Here is a 21,829-nt window from a genome sequence, read left to right as displayed (position 1 = left end):
GACGGTATTTATTCGTCGATGTGTGTCGATGCCTATCGCACTCATTCGCTCACACCGTCACCGAGGACGTCGTCGAAGTCGTACCAGTCCGGGTCGCGGTCGACCAGCCACGCCGCGGCGTCGAGGGCGCCCGCCGCGAACACGCCGCGGTCGCCGGCGCGGTGGGTGAGCGCGAGCGTCTCGCGGTTGCCCGCGAGCAGTACCTCGTGTTCGCCGGTCACGTCGCCGGCGCGACGCGCGTGGACGCCGATCTCGTTCGGCTCGCGGGGCGCGTCGCCCTCGCGGCCGTGGACCCGGCGGTCGCGGTCGTCGCCTCCCGCCGGGTCTCCGCGGACCTCCTCACGGACGCCCTCCACGTCGTCGAGGAGCGTCTTCGCGGTCCCCGAGGGGGCGTCGCGTTTCCCGTTGTGATGGGTCTCCGTCAGCTCCACGTCGTAGCCGGGAACCGCCGCGACCGCCTCGCGGACCGCCCGGCGCAGCGCGGCGACGCCGCGCGCGAAGTTCGACGCCTTGAGCAGGGGGACCGCCTCGCTCGCGGCCCGGAGCCGCGCCGTCCCCCCGGAGTCGAACCCCGTCGTGCCGGTGACGACGGCCACCCCCGCCTCGGCCGCGGTCTCGGCGTACTCGGCGGCCGACTCGGGCCCCGTGAAGTCGACGAGCACGTCGGGGTCGGCGTCGACGAGCAGGTCGGCGAGGTGGCCCGCGTCCGCGACGTCGACGCCCGCGATCGGGTCCGTCGGCGTGCGGTTGACCGCGAGCGCGACCGCGACGTCCGCCCGCGCCCTCGCCGCCTCGATCACCTCCCGACCCATCCGACCGCCCGCACCGGTGACGGCGATCCGGAGGGGGTCGGAGCCGCCGCCGGTCGACCCGTCGCCGGCCGCGTTTCTGGCGGTCATTCGGAGGCCCCCGTCGTCTCCGTCTCCCTTGTCGCTTCCGTCTCCTCCGGCGTCCCCTCCTCGTACGCCGCGAGCAGGTCGCGGAGTTCCTCGCGCCGGTCCGCCGAGAGCCGGGTGAGCGGCGACCGGACGTGCGGGCCGCCGCGATCCCGGACGTGCATCGCCTCCGTCACCGGGATCGGGTTCGTCTCGGCGAACAGCGCCCGCACCAGCGGCGCGAGCTCGTGGTGGAGCTCCCGTGCGCGGTCGTAATCGCCCGAGAGCGCCGACCCGACCATCGCACAGGAGCGCTCCGGCTCGACGTTCGCGACGACGCTTATCGTTCCCGTCCCGCCGACGGCGAGCGTCGGGAGGGTGAGCCCGTCGTCGCCCGAGAGCACGGAGAACGTCTCTCCGCGGGTGCGCTCGACGATCTCGCTGATCCGGTTCAAGTCGCCGGAGGCGGCCTTGTACCCCTGGACGTTCGGATGTTCCGCGAGGTCGACGACGACGTCGACGGGGATCGACCGTCCCGTCCGCGAGGGCACGTTGTAGACGATCTGCGGGAGGTCGACCGCGTCGGCGATCGTCCGGTAGTGGGCGCGGAACCCCTCGGGTTCGGGCTTGTTGTAGTACGGCGAGATGAGGAGCAGCCCGTCCGCGCCCGCCTCCGCGGCCCGGCGCGAGAGCGAGAGCGCCTCGGCGGTGTTGTTCGAGCCGGTGCCCGCGATCACGGGCACGTCGTCGACGGCGTCGCGGACGGTCTCGACCACCTCGATGTGCTCGTCGTGGGTCATCGTCGCGGACTCGCCGGTGGAGCCGACGGGGACGACCCCGTCGACGCCGGCGCGCTCGAGGTCGCGCGCGTTCTCGGCGAGCTGGTCGTGGTCGATCCCGTTCTCGCCGGTGAACGGGGTCGTCATCGCGGGGTAGACCCCCTCGAAGGGTTCGTCGGTCGGTTCTCGGTCGGTCGCGTACGGTGTCGTGGTCGTGGCGTTCGTCATCGGTGTCGTGGTGGTGGTGTCGGTCGCAGCGTCGCGGGCGGGCCGTCGCGACGAGTGCGTTCGGTACGGTATCGCACAGGGGTCGGGAGTCGTCCGGAACGGGGTCGCCACTCCCGCCTGTGGACGCGTCACGCGCGTTTCTTCGAGAAGAGCCGCGTCGCTGCCGGCGAATGCGAGCCGAGCGACGACGCGGTTCGAGTCACGCCCAGGCGTACGTCGATGGGCCGTTTATGCGTTTCGTCCCCGACCGAATCTGCCGACCACCCCGATCGGCCGCGGGTTCGCCGGGGAGCGTCGCCCGCGCCGTCGTCGGGAGAACGGTTTTTACTACGAGCGTGGTAACCGAGGAGCATGACCGACGACGAACCCCGCCTCGGATTCCTCGTCGAGGGATCGGCGGGCGGAGGGGACGCGGGTGACGGGAGCGCGAGCGACGGGATCGACGGGAGCGCGGGCGCTCCGACGAGCGACGGTCCGGCGAGCGACGGGGGGACGGAGGAGACGGGAGGCGGGAGGAAAAGCGGGACGGAGGCGGCGGCCGCGCTCGCGTTCGCCCGCGACGTGGTGGGACGCGTCGAGAGGGTCGCGCTCTCGGCGGTCGCGGCGGGCGAGGCCGACCTCGACCGCTTCGACGCGCTCTGGTGGCACGCGTACGACCCCGTGAGCGATCCGGGGGCGGTGGCGGACTGCGCGGAGCCGATCCGGGCGTTCCTCGCGGAGGGCGGCGGGCTGTTCTGCTCGGCGCGTGCGCTCGCGCAGGTGAGCGCGCTCGGGATCGACCCGGTTCCGCCCGACGCGACCGGCACCGAGGAGGTGACGGACCCGGTCGGGCCGCTGTGGCACCCGCTGTACGAGGGCCACCCCGCGGTCGACGGGCTCTCCGGCCTCCGCCACCACATCCGCCCCGCCGGCTCGACCGCCCCGTACGCCCGGTACGAGAACGTGCTCCCGGAGCGCGCGGACGTCCTGGCGTCCACCTACCGCGGCGTCGAGGACGTCCCCGGCGAGGTGGCCGTCCTCCAGTGGCGGATCGGGTCGGGAACCGTCATCGGGGTCGGCGTCGGCATGGAGTTCGCCCAGCACGACGACGCGACCACGGAGGCGACCCGCGAGCGCTTCGCGGCCGACACCATCCGCTGGCTGGCCGGGGAAAGCGAGTACGACACCGCGCTCGCGACGGGCAGACCGAAGAGCGGCCGCGAACTCGAACGCTACCGCGACGCGCTCTCGGGCGACCGCGACCGTCCGTCCTACCACGTCACGCCGCCGGTCAACTGGCTCAACGACCCGAACGGGATGATCCACCACGACGGGACCTACCACCTCTTCTACCAGTACAACCCCGCCGGGCCGTTCCACGGCACGGTCCACTGGGGCCACGCCGTAAGCGAGGACCTCGTCCGCTGGGAGGACCGGCCGGTCGCGATGTCGCCCGATCCCGGCGGCCCGGACCGGGACGGCTGCTGGTCGGGGTGTGCGGTCGCGGTCGACGTGCTCGATGACGGGGACCCCGGATCCGGACCGCGCGTGGTACCCGCCGGCGACGACGCGGGTTCTCCGGTCGAGGCGAGCGACGCCGACGCGGTGTACGCGCTCTACACCGGCGGCCGCGACGGCTGGCAGCGGCCGTGTCTCGCGACCGCGACCGACGCCGACCTGACGCGCCTCGAACCCGACGCGGCGAACCCCGTGATCCGGTCGCCGCCGGCCGAACTCGACCTGCTGTCGACGCCCGGCGAACCGGCGCACTTCCGGGACCACTGCCTGTGGTACGAGGACGGCCGCTGGCACCAGCTCGTCGGCGCGGGCCTCCAGGACCGCGGCGGCGCGGCGATACTGTACACGAGCCGCGACCTCCGCGAGTGGAGCTACGAGGGCCCCGCCCTCGTCACCGAGGCGGCCGAGCCCGGCGTCGTCTGGGAGTGTCCCGAACTGCTCCGCTTTCCCGACGGCGACCTGCTCCACGTCTCCGACTACGAGGACGTGCGGTACGTCCTCGGCGCGTTCGACGCCGACGCCGGTCGGTTCCGCGTCGACGACGAGGGCGTCCTCGACCCCGGCGCGTTCTACGCGCCGCAGTCGCTCACGGCACCAGACGGCCGGACGGTAACCGTCGGGTGGCTCCGCGAGGAGCGGTCGGCCGAGAGCCGGTGGGACGCCGGCTGGGCGGGCGCGATGAGCCTCCCGCGCGAGGTCGCGGTCGTCGACGGGGAGCTCCGTCAGCGACCCGCGCGGGAGGTCGACCGACTCCGCGGGAGGCAGTTGGTCGACCGGGTCCTGACCGCGGGTTCGACGCCCGAGCGGCTCGACGCGACCGGCGAGGCGTTCGAGATCCGGGCCCGTCTCGACCCCGACGTCGGACCCGGCTCGGTCGTCTCTCTCCACGTTCGCGAGTCGGCCGACGGCGCGGAGCGAACGACGATCCGGATCGGGGGCGACCGCGTCGTCGTCGACCGTTCGGAGAGCAGCCTCGACCGCGACGCGCGGGATTCGCCGGTCTGCGTCGCCGTCGCCGACCTGGAGCGTCCCCTCGACGTTCGCCTCTTCGTCGACGCGAGCGTCCTCGAACTGTTCGTGAACGGACGGCGGGCGCTCGCGACCCGGATCTACCCCACCCGTCACGACGCGACGGGGGTCTCGATCGTCGCCGACGCGGAGGGGGAGGCGGATGTCGGATCCGAAAGGAGCGTGGACGCCCGCTCCGAGGAGGAGGCGAACGCCGACGCGGCCGGCGTCGAGGTCGACCTCTCGATGTGGCGGATGGAGGGGGCATGGCCGGGGGTGGCCGGCGGGGACCGGCGGGCCTATTCCCGGTAGCGGACGGTACCCGTCCTCACCGCCGGTCCAGCGCGAGCAGCGCGACTCCGGCGGCCGCGACGCCGACGCCGCCGGACGCGAGAACCCCGAACCCCGGCGCGTACGACCCGGTCGCGTCGTAGAGGGTTCCCACGAGCACCGGACCGAGGAACCCGCCGACCTCGCCGACCGCGAAGATGAACCCCACGGCCGTTCCCGTCAGCTCGGTCCCGATCCCCTCCAAGTCGGGCGGTATCGTCCGGATCAGCGGCGAGAGCCCGCCGCTTCCGAGGCCGGCGGCGACGACGCCGAGGAGCGCCACGGTGCCCGCGTCGCCCGCGATCAGGACCCCGATCCCGAGGAACGCCGCAGTGCCGCAGCCCACGAGCGCCGGTCGCTCGACCGCGAACCGGTCCGCCAGCTCGGGGACGCCGAGGACGCCGGCGACGTGGGCGACGACGAACGCGCTCGTGGCCCGCCCGGCGAGCGCGGCCGGGAGCCCCCGCGACTCCAGGAGCGTCGGGAGCCACCCCTGTATCCCGTGGTTGATGAGCAGGTACATCGTCCCGATCACGACGAGCAGCTGGAGTTCGCGGTGCGTGAGCACGCGTCGGAGGTCCGCCGCGAGCGCTCGGGGTTCGAAGGCGTCGACGGCGCTCTCGGCCGCGTCCCCGTCGTTCCCGGCGTCGTCGATACCGGTCCGGATCGCGACGATCGACCAGACCGCACCGTAACAGACCGCGACGACGCCGCTCCAGAGGAACAGCGGCCGCCATCCGCCGAGGGCCGGCCCCAGAACCGGGCGACCGACGGCGAAGACGCCCGCCGACCCCGCCGAGGCGGCGACGAGGTAGACCGCGGTCGGGCGGCCCGTCCGCCCGGACGGGAACAGCGTCGAGACGAGCTTCGGGAGGCCGAAGGTGACGGTCGTCGCGCCGACGCCCATCGCCAGCGTGAACGCCAGGAGCGACGCGAAACCGGGTGCGACGCTCCGGCCGATCTGTCCCCCGCCGTAGACGAGGACGCCCGCGGCGATGACCCTCGCCGGCCCGATACGGTCCACGACGAGCCCGGAGACCAGCGCGAGCGGGACGTACGTCAGCGGGATCGCCCCCGCGAGGACTCCGGCCTGGGTGCTCGTCAGTCCCACGTCGTCGATGATCGTGGGAAGGTACGCCGGCAGCGAGAACCAAACGAAGAGCAGACAGGTGTAGCTCGCGCTCGCGACCAGAGTGATCCCGTACTCGCGGCGGCCGACGGCCGGTCCCGACCCCATCGATGGAGGAGTGTATCACGGGGGCGTCCGAATAGGTTGCCGTGTCGACCGACCGGAGTCCCGGCGACGATCGGCGTCCCGTGGGCGACCGGACCGCGGGCCACACCCTTTTATCTCCCCGCCGCGTCCGTGTACATCCCATGACGAAGGCGGCGGACGACGAACACGTCGTCAGACAGGAGTACGACCAGGCCGCGGACCACGCGTTTCCGGACGGCCGGCTCAACGAGATGCTCGACCGGATCGAGAACGACCCGGAGATCGCCACCTACCTCGAGGCGCAGAACGTCAACGCCGTCGACCGCAAGGGGTACAACGACCACGGGACGAAACACATCGAGATCGTCCGCGACCGCGCGCTCCGGCTCTACGACCTGCTCAAGGCGGGCGGCGTCGAGTTCAACGGGGCGCGCCAGCAGGGGCTCGAAGAGGCCGACGAATCGGTGATCCTCGCGCTCGCCGCGACGCTCCACGACATCGGCCACGTCGTCCACCGCGACGACCACTCCTACTACTCGATCCCGCTCGCCGCCGACGTGCTCGACCGGCTGCTGCCCGAGTTCTACGACGTCGCCGAGCAGGTTCGCGTGAAAGCGGAGGTGCTCCACGCGATCCTCTGTCACCACACCGAGGAGGAGCCGCTGACGCTGGAGGCGGGCGTGATCCGGATCGCGGACGGCCTCGACATGGAGCGCGGTCGCTCGCGGGTCCCCTACGAGAAGGGCGGGCGCGGCATCAACACCGTCTCCTCGCAGGCCATCGAGTCGGTGATACTCCACCCCGACGAGGAGCTGCCCGTCCGGGTCGAGATCCGGATGAACAACGCCGCGGGGGTCTACCAGGTCGACTCGCTCCTGAAGGCCAAAGTGGAGGGGTCGATGCTCCAGGACCTCGTCCGGATCGTCGCGATCAACACGAAGGAGAACGGCGAGGGCTCGCTCGTCGAACGGATCGAACTCTGAGCGGTCATCCCGGAACCGATCGACTGCGGCCGCGAAATCCAGCAGGGACCGCCGGCTCGCTCGGCCTTTACTACGTGGACCTCGTCCCCCGAGCCGGTACTCGATCGTGGCCCGCTTCGGCAACTCGGTACGGCTCCTCGGCGATCTGGAGTTCGCCTCGCTCGCGGGGACCGCCTTCGCGCGCAGCCAGGCGTACTCGACGATCCTCATCGCGCTCGCGTTGTACGCCGACCTCTTCGGAACCACCGGGTTCATCGAGGGCCTGTTCGGCACCGCCTTCGCGGCCGTTCAACTGCTCGTCGTCCTGCCGCTCGGCCGGGCGGTCGATACGGGCAACGCCAAGCGGTTCCTGCTCGCAGGCTTCCTGCTCAACGTCGTCGTCTTCGTGGGGTTCGCGTTCGTCTCGAGCCCGATCCACGTGATCCTCGTCCGGATGGTCCAGGGGCTCGGCGCGAGCGTCCTCTGGATCACCGGCGCGACGATAATCGGCGAGATCAGCCCCGACGACGAACAGGGCCTCTGGCTCGGGTCGTACAACCAGTTCGCGTCCGTGTCCTCTCTCACCGGCGACCTCCTCGGCGGCTACCTGCTGTACGCGTACGGGTTCACCGAGACGTACGCCGTACTCTCCGTGATTACCCTCGTGAGCTTCCTCCTCGTCTACCGCTTTCTCCGGGACGATCCGGGGGGACAGACCGACCCGGAGGCGGTCGACGGGGCCGAGACGTTCCGATCGCTTCTGGCGCTGCCGATGCTCCGCTCGCTCGTCGTCTTCCGGTTCACCTTCAGCGTCGGCAAGATGGCGGTCATCATCTTCCTCCCCATCTACGCGCGGACGACCTTCGACATCTCCGCGTTCGCCATCGGGTGGATCATGGCCGGCGGGAAGGCCACGAAGGCGGTCACACAGGGGTTCGTCGGCGACCTGACGGACCGGTACGGCAGGCGACACGCCTTCGTCGCGATCGGGGCGCTGTTGTACGGGGTCGGCACCGCCGCGATCCCGCTGGCGACGTACTTCGAGGGGACCGTCGATCCCGTCACGATCTCGTATCTCGGCGACGCACAGACGCTCGGCGGCGCGTTCTTCGCGCTGTTCGCGGCCTACTCGCTGCTCGGGGTGGCGGACTCGATCCGACTGCCCGCCAGCATGTCGCTTTTCGTCGACGAGGGGGGGCGTCACGACTCCGTCGCCAGCGCGATGTCGCTGCGCTCCATCTCCTGGAAGGTCGGGCAGGTGGTCGGGCCGGTGCTCGTCGGCGCGACGATGGACGTCACCAGCACCGAGACCGGTTTCCTGCTCGCGGCCGGGTTCATCGGGTTCGCCACGACGCTGTTCGCCCTCCAGGCGCGGCGGGCGGCCGCGGTCGAGCCGACCGCGGCGTGAGCGGCGACCGAACGGGGAGCGGCGGCCGGACCGGAACCGATTTGCGCGCGGCGGCGGTACCGCGGCCATGAGCGACAGCGAGGACCTCGCCGACCTGCGGACCGGCGCAAACTACCAGTTCGGGTCGGGGGCCGGGAGGGCGCTCTTCCCGCCCGACGAGCCGACCACGATCCGGCGATCGAGCGGTGGACGTCCCCGCCAGGTCATCGCCGGCGACGTCGACGACACCCCCGGAAGCGCCGAGGGGGACCGGATCGTCACGTACGGCACCGACGGGCGGTTCACCCTCGGCGAGACCGGCGCGCGGCGGCTCCAGCGAGTCTTCCCCGAACCGGTCCACCGGGTCGTCGTCGGCGAGGAGAGCGAGCCCTTCGTCCGCGACGGGCGGAACGCCTTCGCGAAGTTCGTGACCGCGGTCGACGAGGACGTCCGCCCCGGCGACGAGGTCCTCGTCGTCGACGGCGACGACGTCCTCTTCGCCGTGGGGCGCGCGGAGCTCTCCGGAGACGAGGCGCTCGCGTTCGAGAGCGGCGTCGCCGTGAAGGTCCGTCACGGCGTCGGCGACCGGTGAGCGCCGGCGTGAACGTGGCGCCGCGCGGTCAGAACACGACCGACAGCCCGAGCGCCTCGACCGGCGAGACCCCCGCGAGGAGCGACCCGATCAGGTATCCGCCGATCGCTCCGCCGTTGAGCAGGGGCAAGCCGGCGTGTGCACGCCCCTTCATCACCCAGCGCAACAGGAGGAGGAGGCCGACGAGCGTGCCGCCCATCGCGAACAGCGCCGGCAGATTGAGTCCGAGAAGCGGGACCGAGAGTGCCGCGGCCGGCGAGAAGGTGGCCGCGCTGGCGACCATCACCGCCGGGATCACGGCGTCGCCGAGGCCGATGAAGAAGGCGTCGCGGTCCTCGATGTCGGGAGCGTCGCCGACGTCGTCCGCGGTGCCGCGGTCGGTGCCGTCGTCAGCGGGCTCGTCGTCGACCCCGTCGCCGTCTCCGGGATCGTCGTCGTCGAGAAGCGAGTAGGAGAGCGAGAGCGGGATCACGAGGACGACGGGGATGTTGAGGTCCATCACGCCCTCCGCGAGCGAGAGCATGTGTTCGGTGCCGTACACCGAGATCGCGTCGTAGACGGCGAGGAAGGACAGGAGGACGAGCGCCGGCAGGATGCCGAAGGAGATCCCGAACAGCCCGGCGGCCCCCGCCCCCATCAACACCCCGGCGGCGTCGATGACGTACCACTCGGGGTGAACGAGCAGGCCGACCGCGACCGCGACCGCGGGGATCGCGGCGAGAAGCGGCGGGGCGAACGCGGCGAAGACGTACCACGAGAGCCACGCGGAGACGCCGACGATGAGGAGCCGGATCGCCCAGTCGAACTCGTAACGGAACGCCGCGAGCATCAACCCCGTCATGACGACGATGGCGAGGATGTACACGAGACTGTTCGCCGGGTTCTGCGGGTCCTCGACCGGCTGATAGCCGCTCTCCGTGAACTCGGGGACCAACGCCAGCGCGCCCAGTTGGACGACGAGGAAGAGGCCGACAGCGAAGGCGACGCCGCGGTACTCGCGGGGGAACATTCGAGCGGACGTACTCCACAGAGGCCTATCGTCCTTGCGTTTCGGCGACGGCGTCGTGACTCGACGGTTCGCGTCGAGTCGAAGGGGGGATCGTGCTCCACGTCCTCGAACGGGTTCGGGTGGTGGTGGGAGCGGGTGGCCCGAACCCTCGCCGACGGACGACGGACGGTGGAAGCGAGTGGTCGGGCCGACCATGCCCGAAACGGGTGGTCGACCGGGTTCGCCCGCGGCGTTCGAACGCAGGCCCAAACGGGTCAAGAAGCTGTCGGCCGAATTATCCCCGCTGATACTCGGAGGGGCGAGGGACGATGGAACTCGACCGGCTTCGGATCGGAGCGACCAAACGCGGATCACGGAGGCTGAGAGCGGCGGAAGGCGAAGGGGTGAACGAGCGGCGAGCGGACGGGAGACGGCACCGAACAGCGGACCCCCAGGCTGTGTCGGGCCGTCGCCCGAGGTGGGACGGGCGCGGGTCGTTGTCGCCGAACTTCGACGAGAAAAGCGTCGAACTTCGGCAGCCATCCGTACGGTGCGCTCGCGTATAAAACCACGGAGACCGGGCCGAATCGGAGCGCGCCGGAGCGGATCGTGTCGAACCGGGCCGTCGTCGATCCACGTCGGTTCAGGCGTCGAGCGCGAGCGACCGGCGGAGCGCCGCCTCCAGGTTGTCGAGCTCCGCGTCGAAGTTGCGCTTGAAGAAGGACTCGACGCCGGGGAGCTTCCCGTCGACGACGAACTCGTTCGCGAGTCGGCAACCGCCGTCGACCTCCGTGATGACGTGCTCGCCGGTCACCCGGAACGCGCTCGATCGTCCGACGAACTTCACCCGGTTCGGCGGGTCGCGTTCGACCTCCTCGGTGTCGACCGTGATCGTCGACCGGATCATCGGGATCGGGAGTCCGACGTGCCACGTCGCCGTTCCGTCGCCGTGGACCTCGAAGGTGTCGACCACGCTGATCGCTCCTGCGCGCTTCTCCGCGTCCGAGATGAACGCCCACACGTCCTCGGCGGGCGCGTCGAACTCGAACGTCCGGGAGACTCGGACGGTCATGGATCCGGATACGAGCGGGGGGAGAATAAAAGGGAGGAGTCGCGGATCCGATCCCGGTTCGGGCCCGATCGGATCGAGGTCGGTCGGCGCGAGATCGGAGCCCGCCTCACTCCTGACTCACGCGCCACGTCGTCGAACGGGCGCGTCCCCACTTCTCGATCTCGACGTCGTCCGCCTTCTCGGCGAGCCGCGGGAGCCGGGAGCCGACCTGTTTGGCGGTGAGACCGATCGCGTCGGCGATCGTCTTCGAGCGGACGTATCGCTCGCCGCGGGTGACGCTGTCCGTGAGGTACGCGAGGATCCGCCGCTCCTCCTCGGTGTACTCGGTCATCGGTGGACGTTGGTGTCAGACGCGCTTAACGGTTTCTCGTCCGGGCGCCTCACTCGAACGCCTGGACGGCGACGACCGCCAACAGCGCGAAGACGAACGCGGCCGCGAACCCCCATGCCTTGCCGTACTGGGTCGGGTGGCCGTACATCACGACTGCGCCGACGACCGCGACGGCCGACAGCGCGAGCGTCACGCCGATCCCCTTGTCGGACGCGATGGATCCCTCGGTCATACGAGTCGCTTCGCGGGTGGACACTTAGTTCATGCGAACCTGGCGATCCGCGTGGCGGCGCGGCGTCGTCGGGTCTCGGGGGGAATCCCGTCGCTCAGACGATGTCGACGTGGTCGGAGGCCTCGTTGAGCGCGAGGTTCGCGGCGATCTCGGCGTTCCGCATGGCGTACTCCGCGGTGTGTTGGAGGCTGACGAGCACCTCGCGGGTCATCAACAACACCTCGTTGTCGAGGTCGTCGGGAAGCTCGCCGAGGATCTCCTGTTCGCGGTCCTCGAGCCGGGCGAAGAGGTCCCGACACTCGACGGTGAGGTCGTAGTCGCGCTCGACGACCGCCCGGACCGCCAGCGCGGTCAGCTCGTCCACCTGGTCCGTGAACTCGCGGATCTGCCGCATCGTGGCCTTGTCGACGTCGAGGGTGTGCCCGTCGGCCTCCATCACGATGTCGGCGATGTCCTCGGCGTTGTCGGCGGTGAGCTCGAGGTTCTTCGCGACGGAGCGGTAGCCGATGAGCGGGAACCCCTCCTCCAGTCCCACCGCGCGCGCGAGGTTCGGGTTCTGGTAGGCGGTGAAGATCAGCCGGAGCAGGAGCACGAAGATCTTGTTCGCCTGCCGCTCGCGGTTGAGCGCGCGCTGGGCGAGGTCGGCGTTACCGTGTGCGAGCGCCTTGACGGCCTCGCCGCGCATGGTCGAGCCGGTGTTCTCCAGCCGCTCGAGCAGGTTGTCGAGCGTGAAGTCCTCGGGGTCGACGGAACACCGGATCGAGATGTCCTCCGGCGTCTCCTCTATCACGCCGAGGCCCATGAGCTGCGTCTCGGCTTTGTACACCGCGTTGATGTGCTCGCTGTCGAGGGTCCCCTCGCTCCGGACGTGGATCACGCGACGACCGAGCACGTACTGGGCGACGACCGCCCGTTCGAGCGCCTGCGCGTCGAGCCCGTCCGCGTTGATCACCGCCTCCGACTCCTCCGAGCTCACCGACTCGGGCAGCACCGTGAGCGTTCCCTTCCCGCCCATCCGCAGGGAGACCTCGTCGCCCTTGTTCACGCCGTGTTCCTGTGCCCACTCGGCCGGGAGCGTCATCGCCAACGTCGACGGCCCCAGCCGCTGGACCTTCCGCGTTTCCATGGCCGTCAGTATCGTGGGAGATACCTTAACCTTGTTCCTATGTTCATTATACGCTCGATCAAATATACAAGGTGATCGAACGTCGGATCGGGTGTTCGCGAGCGACCTGCCGGGCGCGATCCGGGCAATTCTCGGAGTCGATCCGCGGACTTAAATCGATCTGTACCGACGGACTGACATGACCGACCGGGTGCTCGTCGTCGACGACTCCTCGTTCCAACGGACCGTCGTTCGGGACGCGCTGGAGGGGCCCTTCGAGGTCGTCGCCGAGGCGGAGAACGGCGCGGAGGCGGTGGAGCTGTTCGAGGCATACGAACCCGACGCCGTGTCGATGGACGTCGTGATGCCGGAGATGACCGGTATCGAGGCGACCCGAGAGATAAAGGACCGGTGGCCGGACGCCGTGGTCGTGATGTGTACGAGCGTCGACCAGGAGGAGAAGATGATGGAGGCGGTGAAGGCGGGCGCGGACGGCTACGTGACCAAGCCGGTGGACGCCGGCGAGCTGGTCCCGGAACTACGGAACAGCGTCGGGTGACCGGCTTCGCCGTGGCCCCTCACCGCGACTCGCGCCGAACCGCCAGTCCGGCGAGCGCGAGCAACGCGACGAGCGCGACGACCGGACCGAATCCGGGCACGCCGTCGTCGGTGACTCCCCCAGGTCCGGCGTCGCCCCCGGTTTCGCCGCCGCCGCCCTCCGCACCGTCGGCCGAGCCGTCGTCCCCCCCGGAGTCGCGGTCGACCCCCACCGTCGTCGAGGCCTCGTCCGCCGGGCCGACGACGCTCACGGTCACGACGTCGGCGTCGCCGGAGCCCGGAACGCGGACCTCGCGCTCGACGGTCGTCTCGCCGCCGGCGTCGAGACGGACCGGCTCCGTCCCGACCGTCTCGCCGTCGACGACGAACTCGACGTCCGATCCCGCGGGGATCGACGCGTCGTTGGCGACGGTCGCGGTGGCGACCACCGACTCGCCGGCGGTCACGCGATCGGCGTCGACCGCGACGTCACGAACGAGCGGGTCGGCGGGTTCCGAGACGACGACGGTGAGCGTCTCGCTGCCGACCTGGATCGCGTACTCGCCGGGTTCCGCGAACTCGCGGTCGAACCGCTCCGTCGCCGCCTCGCCCGCGTCGAGCGTTCCGTTTCGAGTCTCGACCGTCTCGCCGTCGAGCGACAGCGACAGGTCGTAGCCTCCCTCGACACCGCCGGTGTTGGAGACGTCGACCGCGAGCGCGAGGGACTCTCCGGTGACGAGCCGGACCGGATCCCGGTCGACGGTTCGGTTCCGGTACTCGCCGGTCGCGCGGACGCCGTCGGCGGCGAGCGCGTACCCGATCTGCGCGGGCGTCTCGCCGAACGCCTCCGCGTGGGCGTCGCGGTCCCACGTCTCCGGGACCTCGCTCGTCGTGATCCACCCTTCGGCCGCCTCGCGGACCGCGGCGGCCGCCTCGTCGTCGCCGCTCTCCGCGGCCGCCTCCTCGACCGCGTCGAGGAACGCGCGGTTCGTGACCGGATCCGCGTCGTCGTTGAGGTCGCGGAAGACGGTCGCGAGCGACGCGCGTCCGTCGCTGGCCAGCCGGATCCGGCGATCGATCTCGCCGGCGACGAGCGATCCCTTGGTGTAGTCGGCGTTCCGCTGCCACGTCCCCGGATCGGCGAGGACCGACGAGGCGGCCGGGTCGCGCTCGCCGCGCGCCAGCGTCCGTTCGAAGGAATCGAAGTCGGTCGCGCCGCGATCGAGCGCGAACAGCGCGGCGTAGTAGGTCGCGCTCGCCTCGGTGAACCACCGCGCGCTCGCCTCCGGCTCGTACGCCTGTCGCGTGTGGACGTACTCGTGTGTCCACACGTCGTCGGCGGTCCCGGCCGGCTCCCTGTCGCGGACCCACAGGTCGGCGTCGCCGGTCTGGAGCCCGCGAACCGCCCAGGTCACCTCGCCGGTGGGGGCCGCGATCGCGACGACCTCGTCGTCGACGCCGCCCACGCGGAGGGCGTCGCTCGCCCCCTCGAACGCGCCGAAGACGTCGTCGGGGGGCGCCTCCATCTCCGCCGCCTCGGGCACGATCAGCCGGTATCGCTGGTCGTCGGTCTCGCGGACGTGTTCCTCGTAGGGGCCGAGGAACGCCATCGCCTGGGAGGCGACGCCCTCGCCGTCGACGGCGTTCTCGCGAGCGGATCGGATCCGTGTCTGACCGGTGTACGATCCCCTGATGGCGACCCGCGGCGTCCGCACGAGCGCCCACTCGCCCGTATCGACGAAGCGGTAGGTCCCGCCCGTCGCCAGCGGGCCCGACTCCTCAGCCGAGACGTTCGCGTCCATCGCGTACGCCAGCGAGGGACGCTCGGTCTCGCCGTCCCACTCCCAGGTCTCTCCGTCCGCGTCGTCGACGCGCTCGAACCCGTCCGCCTCGATCGCGTCGTCGTTCGCGGTCAGAAGGGTGATCTCGAGGCCCGTGACGCGGTCCGGGAGGTGCGCCGTCGTGGTGACGGCGACGGTCCCCGGCTCGTCGTCCGCGGAGAGTTCGTTCCGGACGCCGATGGTGTCCTCGTCGCCCACGTCGGCGGTTCCCGCTCCCACCTCGCCGAGCGACCCCGTCGAACCGTCCGCGGCCGCGCCGTCCGCGAACGCGAACGTGTCGGCCGGCTCGACTGGAGGACCGGTCGAATCGACGGGAGAGACACCGCCCGTCGACGCCGCGACGCCCGGCCCGCCGCCCGCGACGACGACGGCGCCACACAGGAGGAGCGAGGCGGTCAGCAACGCGACGACGACGGTACGAACGCCGGGAGACGACCTCAACCGATGCATGGCCGATAACCGTCCGTCCTCGGTTTAGTGTTATGGGGGTCAGCCGCCGCGGTCCCCGCTCGAGTCGAGAAAGGGGGGAGGGAGCGTGTGACGAGTCCCTCCGAGATGACGTTCGCGTGCGAATGCCATAGTTATTGGCACCATTTTTCGGGCCTCACCCAGCTCCGACGGGGGACGGCGGACGCTGTCCCCTCAGATGGCGTGAATTCGGACGGTCCAGAAGTCGCGGAACGCGTCCTCGAGCGCGTCCTCGGGCCGACCGGTCGCGTCGGTCACGTCCGTGTGATCGGCGAGATCTCGGACCTCCCCGAGCACGCTTCGCTCGCCGACGACGATCGTTCGGTCGATCGCCTCCGTTCCCCCGCCGTTCCCGTCGTCGTCGCGGTCGACGAGGGCGTCGCGCGCACGATCGAGGTGGTCGTCGATCTGGCCCTCGCGCCGGCGCTCGAAGCGCCCCTGCGAGAACCCCCCCTTGGAGTGGGCGGCCTTCACGTCGGAGGTGAACCCCTCGAAGTCGACCCGCTCGTCGCCCTCGTAGATCCCCAGTGCGAACGTGTCCGACCGGACCAGCGCGAACGCGAACCGCCCGGTCGGGCGGAACCACTCGTCGGGCAGTCGCACGCGGTCGGCCCACCGGTCGAAGGGGTCCGGCTCGATCGGCGTCGAGAGCGCGGCGCTCACCGCGCCGGTGTCGTCGGCGACGACGACCGCGGGCGCGGCCCGCCGGACGAGCGACGACCGGTCGCCGAGGTGCTCGCCGACGCTCTCGGGGAGCGCGCCGTCGGGGACGAACGCGGTGAGCACGCCCTCCGGGTCGTCGCTCTCGATCCCCCGAAGTCGGCCGAGCACGTCGTCGAGACGCCGGCCGTGGGCGTCGCTCACGCGGCGGAACTCAACCGTCTCCTCGTCGCCTTCGGCGCGCTCGACACGGTCCTCCAGCGACTCGATCCGCTTTTCGAGCCGGTTGACGCGCTCCTCGGCGCGCTGGCGGTCCGCGACCGCGTCCGACCGCCGCTCCTCTTCGGCCTCCGCACGTCGCTCGAGGTGGCGTTTCTCCGCTTCGAGCTCCGCGATCCGCTCTTTCAGCTCGGCGCGCCCGAGCAGCCGGTCGATCATGGGGGCAGGTCCCGCGCCGCCCTCAAAGGTGCGTCGACCGGCGACGTTTAGGCGTCGATCGGAGAAGTCTACCCGAGCGCGGTGGCGTCGCCGGCGGCTCCGCCGCCGGCTGCCAGAGGCGCGTAGCGCCTCGCTGCGCCGGTGAGCGGGCCGGAGGCCCGCGACCGGCCCGCGAGGGACGCCACGAGCGCTTGAAAAGCGCGAGTGGCGAGGCTGGGGAGGCGTGAGGTGCGGTGCTGTGCGGGGCGGGACTCAAAGGGGCAGCCGGGAGGCGGGCGCAGGCGACGTAAGCACCGCAACGAAGGAGCGATAGGGACTGAGTGAGGAGCGCAACGAGCGTGCGCCCGCCTCCCGGCTGGGGCTTTGGAAGTGTTCACCGCGCCAGCAACCGAGTATAGCCGAGCGACTGGACCTCGAAGATACTGTTCGCCCCGGAAAAACCCGCCGAACGCTTCGATCGAGCGTCCTCAGACGTCCACGTACGGCTCCCATCCCTCCCACCGGAGGAGGCTCTCGGCGCGGTCGGCGTCCGCCAGGAGGACGTTCCGCCTGGACGGCAGGTCGTCGTCCGCGAGCGGTCGGGGAACCGCGAGCGTCCCGCTCGGGACGCCCTCGTCGCCGTCGACCGGGATGTGGCCCGAATCGAGTTTCATCACCAGCGGCGCGTCGAGTCGCTCGATCCCCTCGCCGTCCGCGTACAGCTGCTCGTTGACCCGCTCGTGGTCGGCCCGCTGGATGGCGGCTCGGTCGCCGTCGTGGGGCTCCACGTACAGTTCGCCCAGGTAGTATCCGCTCGAGAAGCGTTCGAACATTCTGTGCGTGCTAACCTCTGCCACGATCACACATAAGCGTTACTCGCGGATGGACGATCCTGATACTCGTCGCGTGACGACAATACGAGAGCCGGCGTTCGGGTCTCGGTTAGTCAGTGGTTCATCGTGCCAGCACGGAGAACACCGTCGAAGCCCCAGCCGGTCGGCTGTACGATGCTGAAAACACGGCTGGAGAGGCCGTCTCCAAAGCCCCAGTCGCGAAGACTCGGGGGCCTCGCTGCGCTCCTCGGTCGTTCGTTTCACTCACTCCCTGTGGTGCTTACGTCGGCCGCCGTCGTCCTCGCGACTGCCCCTTTGAATCCCACCCGAACCGCACAGCCCCGCACCTCACGCCTCCCCAGCCTCGCGGCTCGTTGCTCGCGGTTTCACCGCTCGCAATCGAGGTGCTCGTTTCACACTCGCACCTCGCTCGCCGCGTCCCTCGCGGTCGGGTTCGCGGGCCTTCGGCCCGCTCACCGGCGCAGCGAGGCGCTACGCGCCTCTGGCAGCCGGCGGCGGAGCCGCCGGCGACGCCACCGCGGAAGAACACTCCACCGATGGGATGTATTCGGCTCCGATCACGCGTTCCTAGTCCGCTACTCCTCCGCGCTCTCCTCGTTCCGGCGTTTCACCTCGTGGCGACCGAAGCCGTAGCGCAGCCGGTTGGCGAGCCGCCGCGAGAACCGGCCCTCGTTGCGCGAGTCGAACCGCTCGGCGAGCGCCCCGTAGATGAGCGGAACGGGAACCTCCTGCTCGAGCGCCTCCTCGACGGTCCACGTCCCGGTCGACCCGCCCGCGACGTGGTCGGCGACGTCGCCGAGGTCGTTCCCCTCCTCGCGGAACGCCTCCTCGCAGAGCTCGAGCAGCCACGACCGGATCACCGCGCCGTTGTTCCAGGTGCGCGCGACCGACTCCATCTCGAGGTCGTACCGGCCCTCCGCGAGCAGCTCGAACCCCTCGCCGTACGCCTGCATCAGCGCGTACTCCACGCCGTTGTGGACCATCTTCACGTAGTGGCCCGAGCCGGACCCGCCCATCCGGTCGTGGCCGTCGGGGCCGGTCGCGACCGCGTCGAAGACGGGCACGAGTTCCTCGTAGGCCGGCTCCGGGCCGCCCACCATCAGAGAGAAGCCCTCCTCGGCGCTCGCGGGCCCGCCCGAGGTCCCGCAGTCGAGGTAGGCCGCGTCGGTCCCCTCCGCGCGGCGGACCGACGCCTCGAAGTGTGAGTTGCCGCCGTCGACGACCACGTCCTCGCTCCCGAGGTGCGGCTCGAGGTCGGCGAGCGTGGCGTCGACCGCGTCGCCCGCGGGAACCATGAGCCAGATCCGCTTGCCGTCTCCCGCGCTCGACTCGCCTCCGTCCTCCTCGCCCGACCCGTCGAGCCGGTCACAGAGGTCGGCGACGGAGTCCGCGGGCTCCGCGCCCGCCTCCGCGGCCGCCGCGGTCGCCTCCGCCGAGAGGTCGAACGCGACCACGTCGTGACCCGCCGCGAGGCTCCGGTCGACGACGATCCGCCCCATCCGCCCGAGTCCGATGACGCCGAGTTCCATGCGCGAGGGGTGGCCGCCGCCCGCCCTAGTGGTTCCGGTTCGGCGGGGCCGCCTCACCCCCAGACGATCGGGAGCCACCAGACGACGCCGGCGACGATGACCGCGATCCCGACGACGCTGACGGCGGCACCGACCCGCGCCATCTCGGGGATCGTGAGGTATCCCGAGCCGAAGACGATGGCGTTGGGCGCGGTGGCGACGGGGAGCACGAACGCGAACGACGCCGTGAGCGCGACCGTCGCCATGAGCGTCAGCGGCGGCGCGCCGGCCGAGCCCGCGACGGCGACCGCGATCGGCGTGAACACCGACGCGGTCGCGGTGTTGGAGGTGACGTTCGTCAGGAGGACGACGGTGACCGCGAGCAGCACGACGAGCCCCAGCCCGCCCGAGACCCCCGCGCCCGCGATGAGGTCTGCCGCCCGCCCGTCGAGACCGGTTCGCTGGAAGGCGCGGGCGAGCGCGAACCCGGCTCCCAAAAGCAGGAGCACGCCCCACGGGAGCCGGAGCGCGTACTCCCAGTCGAGCAGGAACTCCCGGCGTGGGCCCGTCGGCACGAGGAACGCCGCGATCCCGCCCGCGACGGCGATCGTCGCGTCCGTGACTGCGGGCAGGACCGGCGCGATCAGGAACGGGCGGGTCAGCCACCCGACCGCGACGAGACCGAACAGGGCCGCCACGCGCCGCTCGCCCGTCGACGCGGGGGCGAGCTCGGACAGCTTGTGCGCCGCGACGCGCTCGCGTCCCGGAACCACGTCGACGCTCGGTCGGAGGACGACGATCAGCGTCGCCCACACCGCGAGCGTGCCGACGGCCGCGACGGGGAGCCCGAACCGCATCCACTCGAGAAAGCCGACCTCGACGCCGAGCCGACTCTCCGCGACCCCCGCGAGCACCGCGTTCGGCGGGCTGCCGATGAGCGTTCCGACCCCGCCGACGGAGGCCGCGTACGCGATCCCGAGCATGAGTGCGACCCCGAACCGCGTCGCGGGAAGCGCCGGCGGGTCCGCGTCGGCGTCGCGGACGATGTCGCCGACGTCGTCGGGGACGGAAACCTGCGGACCCCCAGTCACCGTGTGCGTCTGCGAGAGCACCGCGACCGCGATCGGCACCATCAACATCGCGGTCGCGGTGTTCGAGATCCACATCGACAACAGCGCGGTCGCGGCCATGAAGCCGAACAGCAGCCCCGGCGCGCTCACGCCGACGCGAGTGATGACGAGAAGCGAGATCCGCTCGTGGAGCCCGGTCCGCTCGACCGCGAGCGCGAGCAGGAACCCGCCCAGAAGCAGGAACACGATCGGGTCGCCGTAGGCGGTCGTCGTTCCCGCGGCGTCGAGCGTGCCCGTGGTCGGGAACAAGACGACCGGCAGCAGGCTCGTCACGGGGATCGGGACCGCCTCCGTCATCCACCAGGTCACGATCCACGCGGTACACGCCACCGCCGCGACCGCGTCGGACGCGAGCCCAGGAATCCCGACGTACAGGACGACCGCGAACGCTGAGGGTCCGAGCGGTCGTCCGACGCCGCTCCGAGACGGGATCCGCATGGTCCGGGATCGATCGAAGCCGACCTAAAAGGATCGCCGCGTGCGGGACGACGACGGACGTCTACACCGTCGACGATGCGCGGTCGTCCCCGAGGACGACGACGTGCGCGTCAGGCCTCGCTCTCGCCGAGGTGCGCCCGCAGCGTGTCGACGTCCTTGTTGCCCGCGCCGGTGTTCAGGAGGACGACGGTGTCGTCGGGGCCGAACTCCCCCGAGTCCGCGAGCGCGAACGCGCCCGAGGCCGCCGCCGCACACGTCGCGCCGATCTCGAGCCCCTCCTCGCGGGCGACGGTGATCGCGGCGTCGAGGATCTCGCGGTCGGTCGTCGCGACCGCGCCGCCGTCGGACTCGCGGATCGCCTCGAGGATCAGGGGGCTCGCGCCGGGGTCGGGGATCGCGATCCCGTTACAGGCGGTGTCGACCTGGTCGTCGGAGAGCGGCTCGTGGCGGTCCGCGCCCGCCTCGTAGGCGTCGACGACCGGCGCGCAGCCGGCGGCCTGCGCCGCGTACATCGGCACGAGCTCGTCGCTCCAACCGAGCTCGCGGGCCTCGCGGGCCGCCTTGTGCATCCCGACGAGCCCGACGCCGCCGCCGGTCGGGTACACCACCGCGTCGGGTGCCTCCCAGTCGAGCTGCTCTAAGAGTTCCAGCGCCATCGTCTTCTTTCCCTCGTGGCGATACGGCGTGACGAACGTCTTCGTCGAGTACCAGTCGGGGTGGTCGTCCATCGCCGCGGCGTACGCCCGGCCGGCGTCGCCGATCTGCGAGTTGCCGCCGACGGGATCGGTCACGGTCAGGTCCGCGCCGTGGACCTCCGTCATCGCCTTCTGGGTGAAGCCCGCCCGCGACGGGAGGAAGACGTGCGCGTCGAGGTCGGCGCGGGCCGCGTACGCCGCGGCCGCCTGTCCCGCGTTGCCGGCGCTGTTCAGCGCCACGTCGCTCGCGCCGTGCTCGCGCGCCGCCGTCGTGGCGAGCGACTGCCCGCGGTCCTTGAACGTTCCCGTCGGGTTCGCACCCTCGTCCTTCAGAAGCACCCGTCCGACGCCCATCGCCGCCGCCAGCGCGGGACACTCGACGAGCGGGGTGTCTCCCTCCCCGAGCGTCACCGCGACCTCGCGCGTGAACGGGAGCAGCTCCTCGTAGCGCCACATCGACTCGCCGGGGCGGCCCGCGAGGGTCGCGGGCGTCAGATCGATCCGGTCGAGGTCGTAGCTCGGGTCCAGGATCCCGTCACAGTCCGGACAGCGGTGCGTGGCCGTCCCGGCGTCGAACGTCTCCCCGCAGTCGACACACGTGAGTCCCTCGAAGGCCGCGGTCGTTTCCATGCGCGGGGATCGCACACCAGGGGACTTCCCTCCATCGGTCGGGGAAGGT

At 71.2% G+C, this 21,829-nt stretch carries 19 protein-coding genes; 5 read left to right on the top strand and 14 right to left on the bottom strand.

The annotated features are described in order from the left end of the window. Positions 1-41: 41 nt before the first annotated feature. Positions 42-899: a 4-hydroxy-tetrahydrodipicolinate reductase gene (gene dapB, locus NO889_RS08100; RefSeq protein ID WP_256411760.1), complete on the bottom strand. Its 858-nt coding sequence runs from the start codon at positions 897-899 to the stop codon at positions 42-44. Continuing rightward, positions 896-1,882 carry a 4-hydroxy-tetrahydrodipicolinate synthase gene (gene dapA / locus NO889_RS08095; protein WP_256411759.1) on the bottom strand — a complete coding sequence of 329 codons (987 nt, stop codon included), beginning with the start codon at positions 1,880-1,882 and terminating at the stop codon, positions 896-898. The genes dapB and dapA overlap by 4 nt, the downstream gene beginning before the upstream one ends. A 351-nt stretch (positions 1,883-2,233) precedes the next feature. Between dapA and NO889_RS08090 the strand changes: the two genes are divergently transcribed. Next, a complete protein-coding gene (locus tag NO889_RS08090) occupies positions 2,234-4,699 on the top strand; it encodes a GH32 C-terminal domain-containing protein (protein ID WP_256411758.1) in 2,466 nt (821 codons plus the stop codon). Between the two features lie 16 nt (positions 4,700-4,715). On the opposite strand, the gene NO889_RS08085 is transcribed toward NO889_RS08090, so the two are convergent. Beyond that, positions 4,716-5,954, bottom strand: a complete 1,239-nt coding sequence (locus NO889_RS08085; protein ID WP_256411757.1) for an MFS transporter — start codon at positions 5,952-5,954, stop codon at positions 4,716-4,718. A 140-nt stretch (positions 5,955-6,094) separates the two neighbouring features. On the opposite strand from NO889_RS08085, the gene NO889_RS08080 reads away from it, so the two are divergent. From NO889_RS08080 to NO889_RS08070, 3 genes are all read left to right on the top strand, one after another. Continuing rightward, a complete protein-coding gene (locus tag NO889_RS08080; RefSeq protein ID WP_256411756.1) occupies positions 6,095-6,916 on the top strand; it encodes an HD domain-containing protein in 822 nt (273 codons plus the stop codon). A 106-nt stretch (positions 6,917-7,022) separates the two neighbouring features. Next, positions 7,023-8,303 carry an MFS transporter gene (locus NO889_RS08075; RefSeq protein ID WP_256411755.1) on the top strand — a complete coding sequence of 427 codons (1,281 nt, stop codon included), beginning with the start codon at positions 7,023-7,025 and terminating at the stop codon, positions 8,301-8,303. Between the two features lie 67 nt (positions 8,304-8,370). Beyond that, positions 8,371-8,874 (top strand): PUA domain-containing protein, encoded by a 504-nt coding sequence (locus NO889_RS08070; RefSeq protein WP_256411754.1) that lies wholly within the window; start codon positions 8,371-8,373, stop codon positions 8,872-8,874. A gap of 28 nt (positions 8,875-8,902) precedes the next feature. Here the strand turns inward: NO889_RS08070 and NO889_RS08065 are convergent, their stop codons facing one another. From NO889_RS08065 to NO889_RS08045, 5 genes are all read right to left on the bottom strand, one after another. Beyond that, positions 8,903-9,883 (bottom strand): presenilin family intramembrane aspartyl protease PSH, encoded by a 981-nt coding sequence (locus tag NO889_RS08065; RefSeq protein WP_256411753.1) that lies wholly within the window; start codon positions 9,881-9,883, stop codon positions 8,903-8,905. Positions 9,884-10,505: 622 nt separating this feature from the next. Further along, positions 10,506-10,934: an SRPBCC family protein gene (locus NO889_RS08060; RefSeq protein WP_256411752.1), complete on the bottom strand. Its 429-nt coding sequence runs from the start codon at positions 10,932-10,934 to the stop codon at positions 10,506-10,508. A 106-nt stretch (positions 10,935-11,040) separates the two neighbouring features. Further along, a complete protein-coding gene (locus NO889_RS08055; protein ID WP_256411751.1) occupies positions 11,041-11,265 on the bottom strand; it encodes a DUF7123 family protein in 225 nt (74 codons plus the stop codon). A 49-nt stretch (positions 11,266-11,314) separates the two neighbouring features. Continuing rightward, the gene (locus tag NO889_RS08050; RefSeq protein ID WP_066418014.1) at positions 11,315-11,497 is read right to left on the bottom strand and encodes a DUF7525 family protein; all 183 of its coding nucleotides are present in this window, start codon (positions 11,495-11,497) and stop codon (positions 11,315-11,317) included. A 94-nt stretch (positions 11,498-11,591) separates the two neighbouring features. Next, positions 11,592-12,623, bottom strand: coding sequence for a phosphate signaling complex PhoU family protein (locus tag NO889_RS08045; RefSeq protein WP_256411750.1), 1,032 nt, complete (start codon positions 12,621-12,623; stop codon positions 11,592-11,594). A 178-nt stretch (positions 12,624-12,801) separates the two neighbouring features. Here NO889_RS08045 and NO889_RS08040 point away from each other — a divergent pair, with 178 nt between their 5' ends. Next, positions 12,802-13,161: a response regulator gene (locus tag NO889_RS08040; RefSeq protein ID WP_256411749.1), complete on the top strand. Its 360-nt coding sequence runs from the start codon at positions 12,802-12,804 to the stop codon at positions 13,159-13,161. Between the two features lie 19 nt (positions 13,162-13,180). Here the strand turns inward: NO889_RS08040 and NO889_RS08035 are convergent, their stop codons facing one another. The 6 genes from NO889_RS08035 to NO889_RS08010 all read right to left on the bottom strand — a co-directional run bounded on the left by NO889_RS08035 (position 13,181) and on the right by NO889_RS08010 (position 21,780). Further along, positions 13,181-15,430, bottom strand: a complete 2,250-nt coding sequence (locus tag NO889_RS08035; RefSeq protein WP_256411748.1) for a PGF-CTERM sorting domain-containing protein — start codon at positions 15,428-15,430, stop codon at positions 13,181-13,183. Between the two features lie 192 nt (positions 15,431-15,622). After that, positions 15,623-16,546: a Vms1/Ankzf1 family peptidyl-tRNA hydrolase gene (locus NO889_RS08030; protein ID WP_256411747.1), complete on the bottom strand. Its 924-nt coding sequence runs from the start codon at positions 16,544-16,546 to the stop codon at positions 15,623-15,625. Between the two features lie 467 nt (positions 16,547-17,013). Beyond that, positions 17,014-17,358, bottom strand: a complete 345-nt coding sequence (locus NO889_RS08025) for a DUF5802 family protein (RefSeq protein ID WP_256411880.1) — start codon at positions 17,356-17,358, stop codon at positions 17,014-17,016. Between the two features lie 596 nt (positions 17,359-17,954). Further along, positions 17,955-18,908 (bottom strand): decarboxylating 6-phosphogluconate dehydrogenase, encoded by a 954-nt coding sequence (locus NO889_RS08020; protein WP_256411746.1) that lies wholly within the window; start codon positions 18,906-18,908, stop codon positions 17,955-17,957. A gap of 53 nt (positions 18,909-18,961) precedes the next feature. Next, complete coding sequence (locus NO889_RS08015) at positions 18,962-20,455, bottom strand: SLC13 family permease (protein ID WP_256411745.1); 1,494 nt, start codon at positions 20,453-20,455, stop codon at positions 18,962-18,964. A gap of 110 nt (positions 20,456-20,565) precedes the next feature. After that, positions 20,566-21,780 carry a threonine synthase gene (locus NO889_RS08010; protein WP_256411744.1) on the bottom strand — a complete coding sequence of 405 codons (1,215 nt, stop codon included), beginning with the start codon at positions 21,778-21,780 and terminating at the stop codon, positions 20,566-20,568. Positions 21,781-21,829 lie beyond the last annotated feature (49 nt).

It is taken from the genome of Halorubrum rubrum (assembly GCF_024494685.1).
GTDB lineage: Archaea > Halobacteriota > Halobacteria > Halobacteriales > Haloferacaceae > Halorubrum > Halorubrum rubrum.
Note: the sequence above shows the minus strand (reverse complement) of the source record. Positions and strands in the feature narration are given on the sequence as shown.

Coding starts and splice junctions, on each gene's coding strand:
- NO889_RS08045 (WP_256411750.1), bottom strand. CDS start 12,623: ATGGAAACGCGGAAGGTCCAGCGGCTGGGGCCGTCGACGTTGGCGATG.
- NO889_RS08030 (WP_256411747.1), bottom strand. CDS start 16,546: ATGATCGACCGGCTGCTCGGGCGCGCCGAGCTGAAAGAGCGGATCGCG.
- NO889_RS08035 (WP_256411748.1), bottom strand. CDS start 15,430: ATGCATCGGTTGAGGTCGTCTCCCGGCGTTCGTACCGTCGTCGTCGCG.
- dapA (WP_256411759.1), bottom strand. CDS start 1,882: ATGACGAACGCCACGACCACGACACCGTACGCGACCGACCGAGAACCG.
- NO889_RS08070 (WP_256411754.1), top strand. CDS start 8,371: ATGAGCGACAGCGAGGACCTCGCCGACCTGCGGACCGGCGCAAACTAC.
- NO889_RS08050 (WP_066418014.1), bottom strand. CDS start 11,497: ATGACCGAGGGATCCATCGCGTCCGACAAGGGGATCGGCGTGACGCTC.
- NO889_RS08010 (WP_256411744.1), bottom strand. CDS start 21,780: ATGGAAACGACCGCGGCCTTCGAGGGACTCACGTGTGTCGACTGCGGG.
- NO889_RS08090 (WP_256411758.1), top strand. CDS start 2,234: ATGACCGACGACGAACCCCGCCTCGGATTCCTCGTCGAGGGATCGGCG.
- NO889_RS08065 (WP_256411753.1), bottom strand. CDS start 9,883: ATGTTCCCCCGCGAGTACCGCGGCGTCGCCTTCGCTGTCGGCCTCTTC.
- NO889_RS08060 (WP_256411752.1), bottom strand. CDS start 10,934: ATGACCGTCCGAGTCTCCCGGACGTTCGAGTTCGACGCGCCCGCCGAG.
- NO889_RS08055 (WP_256411751.1), bottom strand. CDS start 11,265: ATGACCGAGTACACCGAGGAGGAGCGGCGGATCCTCGCGTACCTCACG.
- NO889_RS08080 (WP_256411756.1), top strand. CDS start 6,095: ATGACGAAGGCGGCGGACGACGAACACGTCGTCAGACAGGAGTACGAC.
- dapB (WP_256411760.1), bottom strand. CDS start 899: ATGACCGCCAGAAACGCGGCCGGCGACGGGTCGACCGGCGGCGGCTCC.
- NO889_RS08020 (WP_256411746.1), bottom strand. CDS start 18,908: ATGGAACTCGGCGTCATCGGACTCGGGCGGATGGGGCGGATCGTCGTC.
- NO889_RS08015 (WP_256411745.1), bottom strand. CDS start 20,455: ATGCGGATCCCGTCTCGGAGCGGCGTCGGACGACCGCTCGGACCCTCA.
- NO889_RS08025 (WP_256411880.1), bottom strand. CDS start 17,358: ATGTTCGAACGCTTCTCGAGCGGATACTACCTGGGCGAACTGTACGTG.
- NO889_RS08040 (WP_256411749.1), top strand. CDS start 12,802: ATGACCGACCGGGTGCTCGTCGTCGACGACTCCTCGTTCCAACGGACC.
- NO889_RS08085 (WP_256411757.1), bottom strand. CDS start 5,954: ATGGGGTCGGGACCGGCCGTCGGCCGCCGCGAGTACGGGATCACTCTG.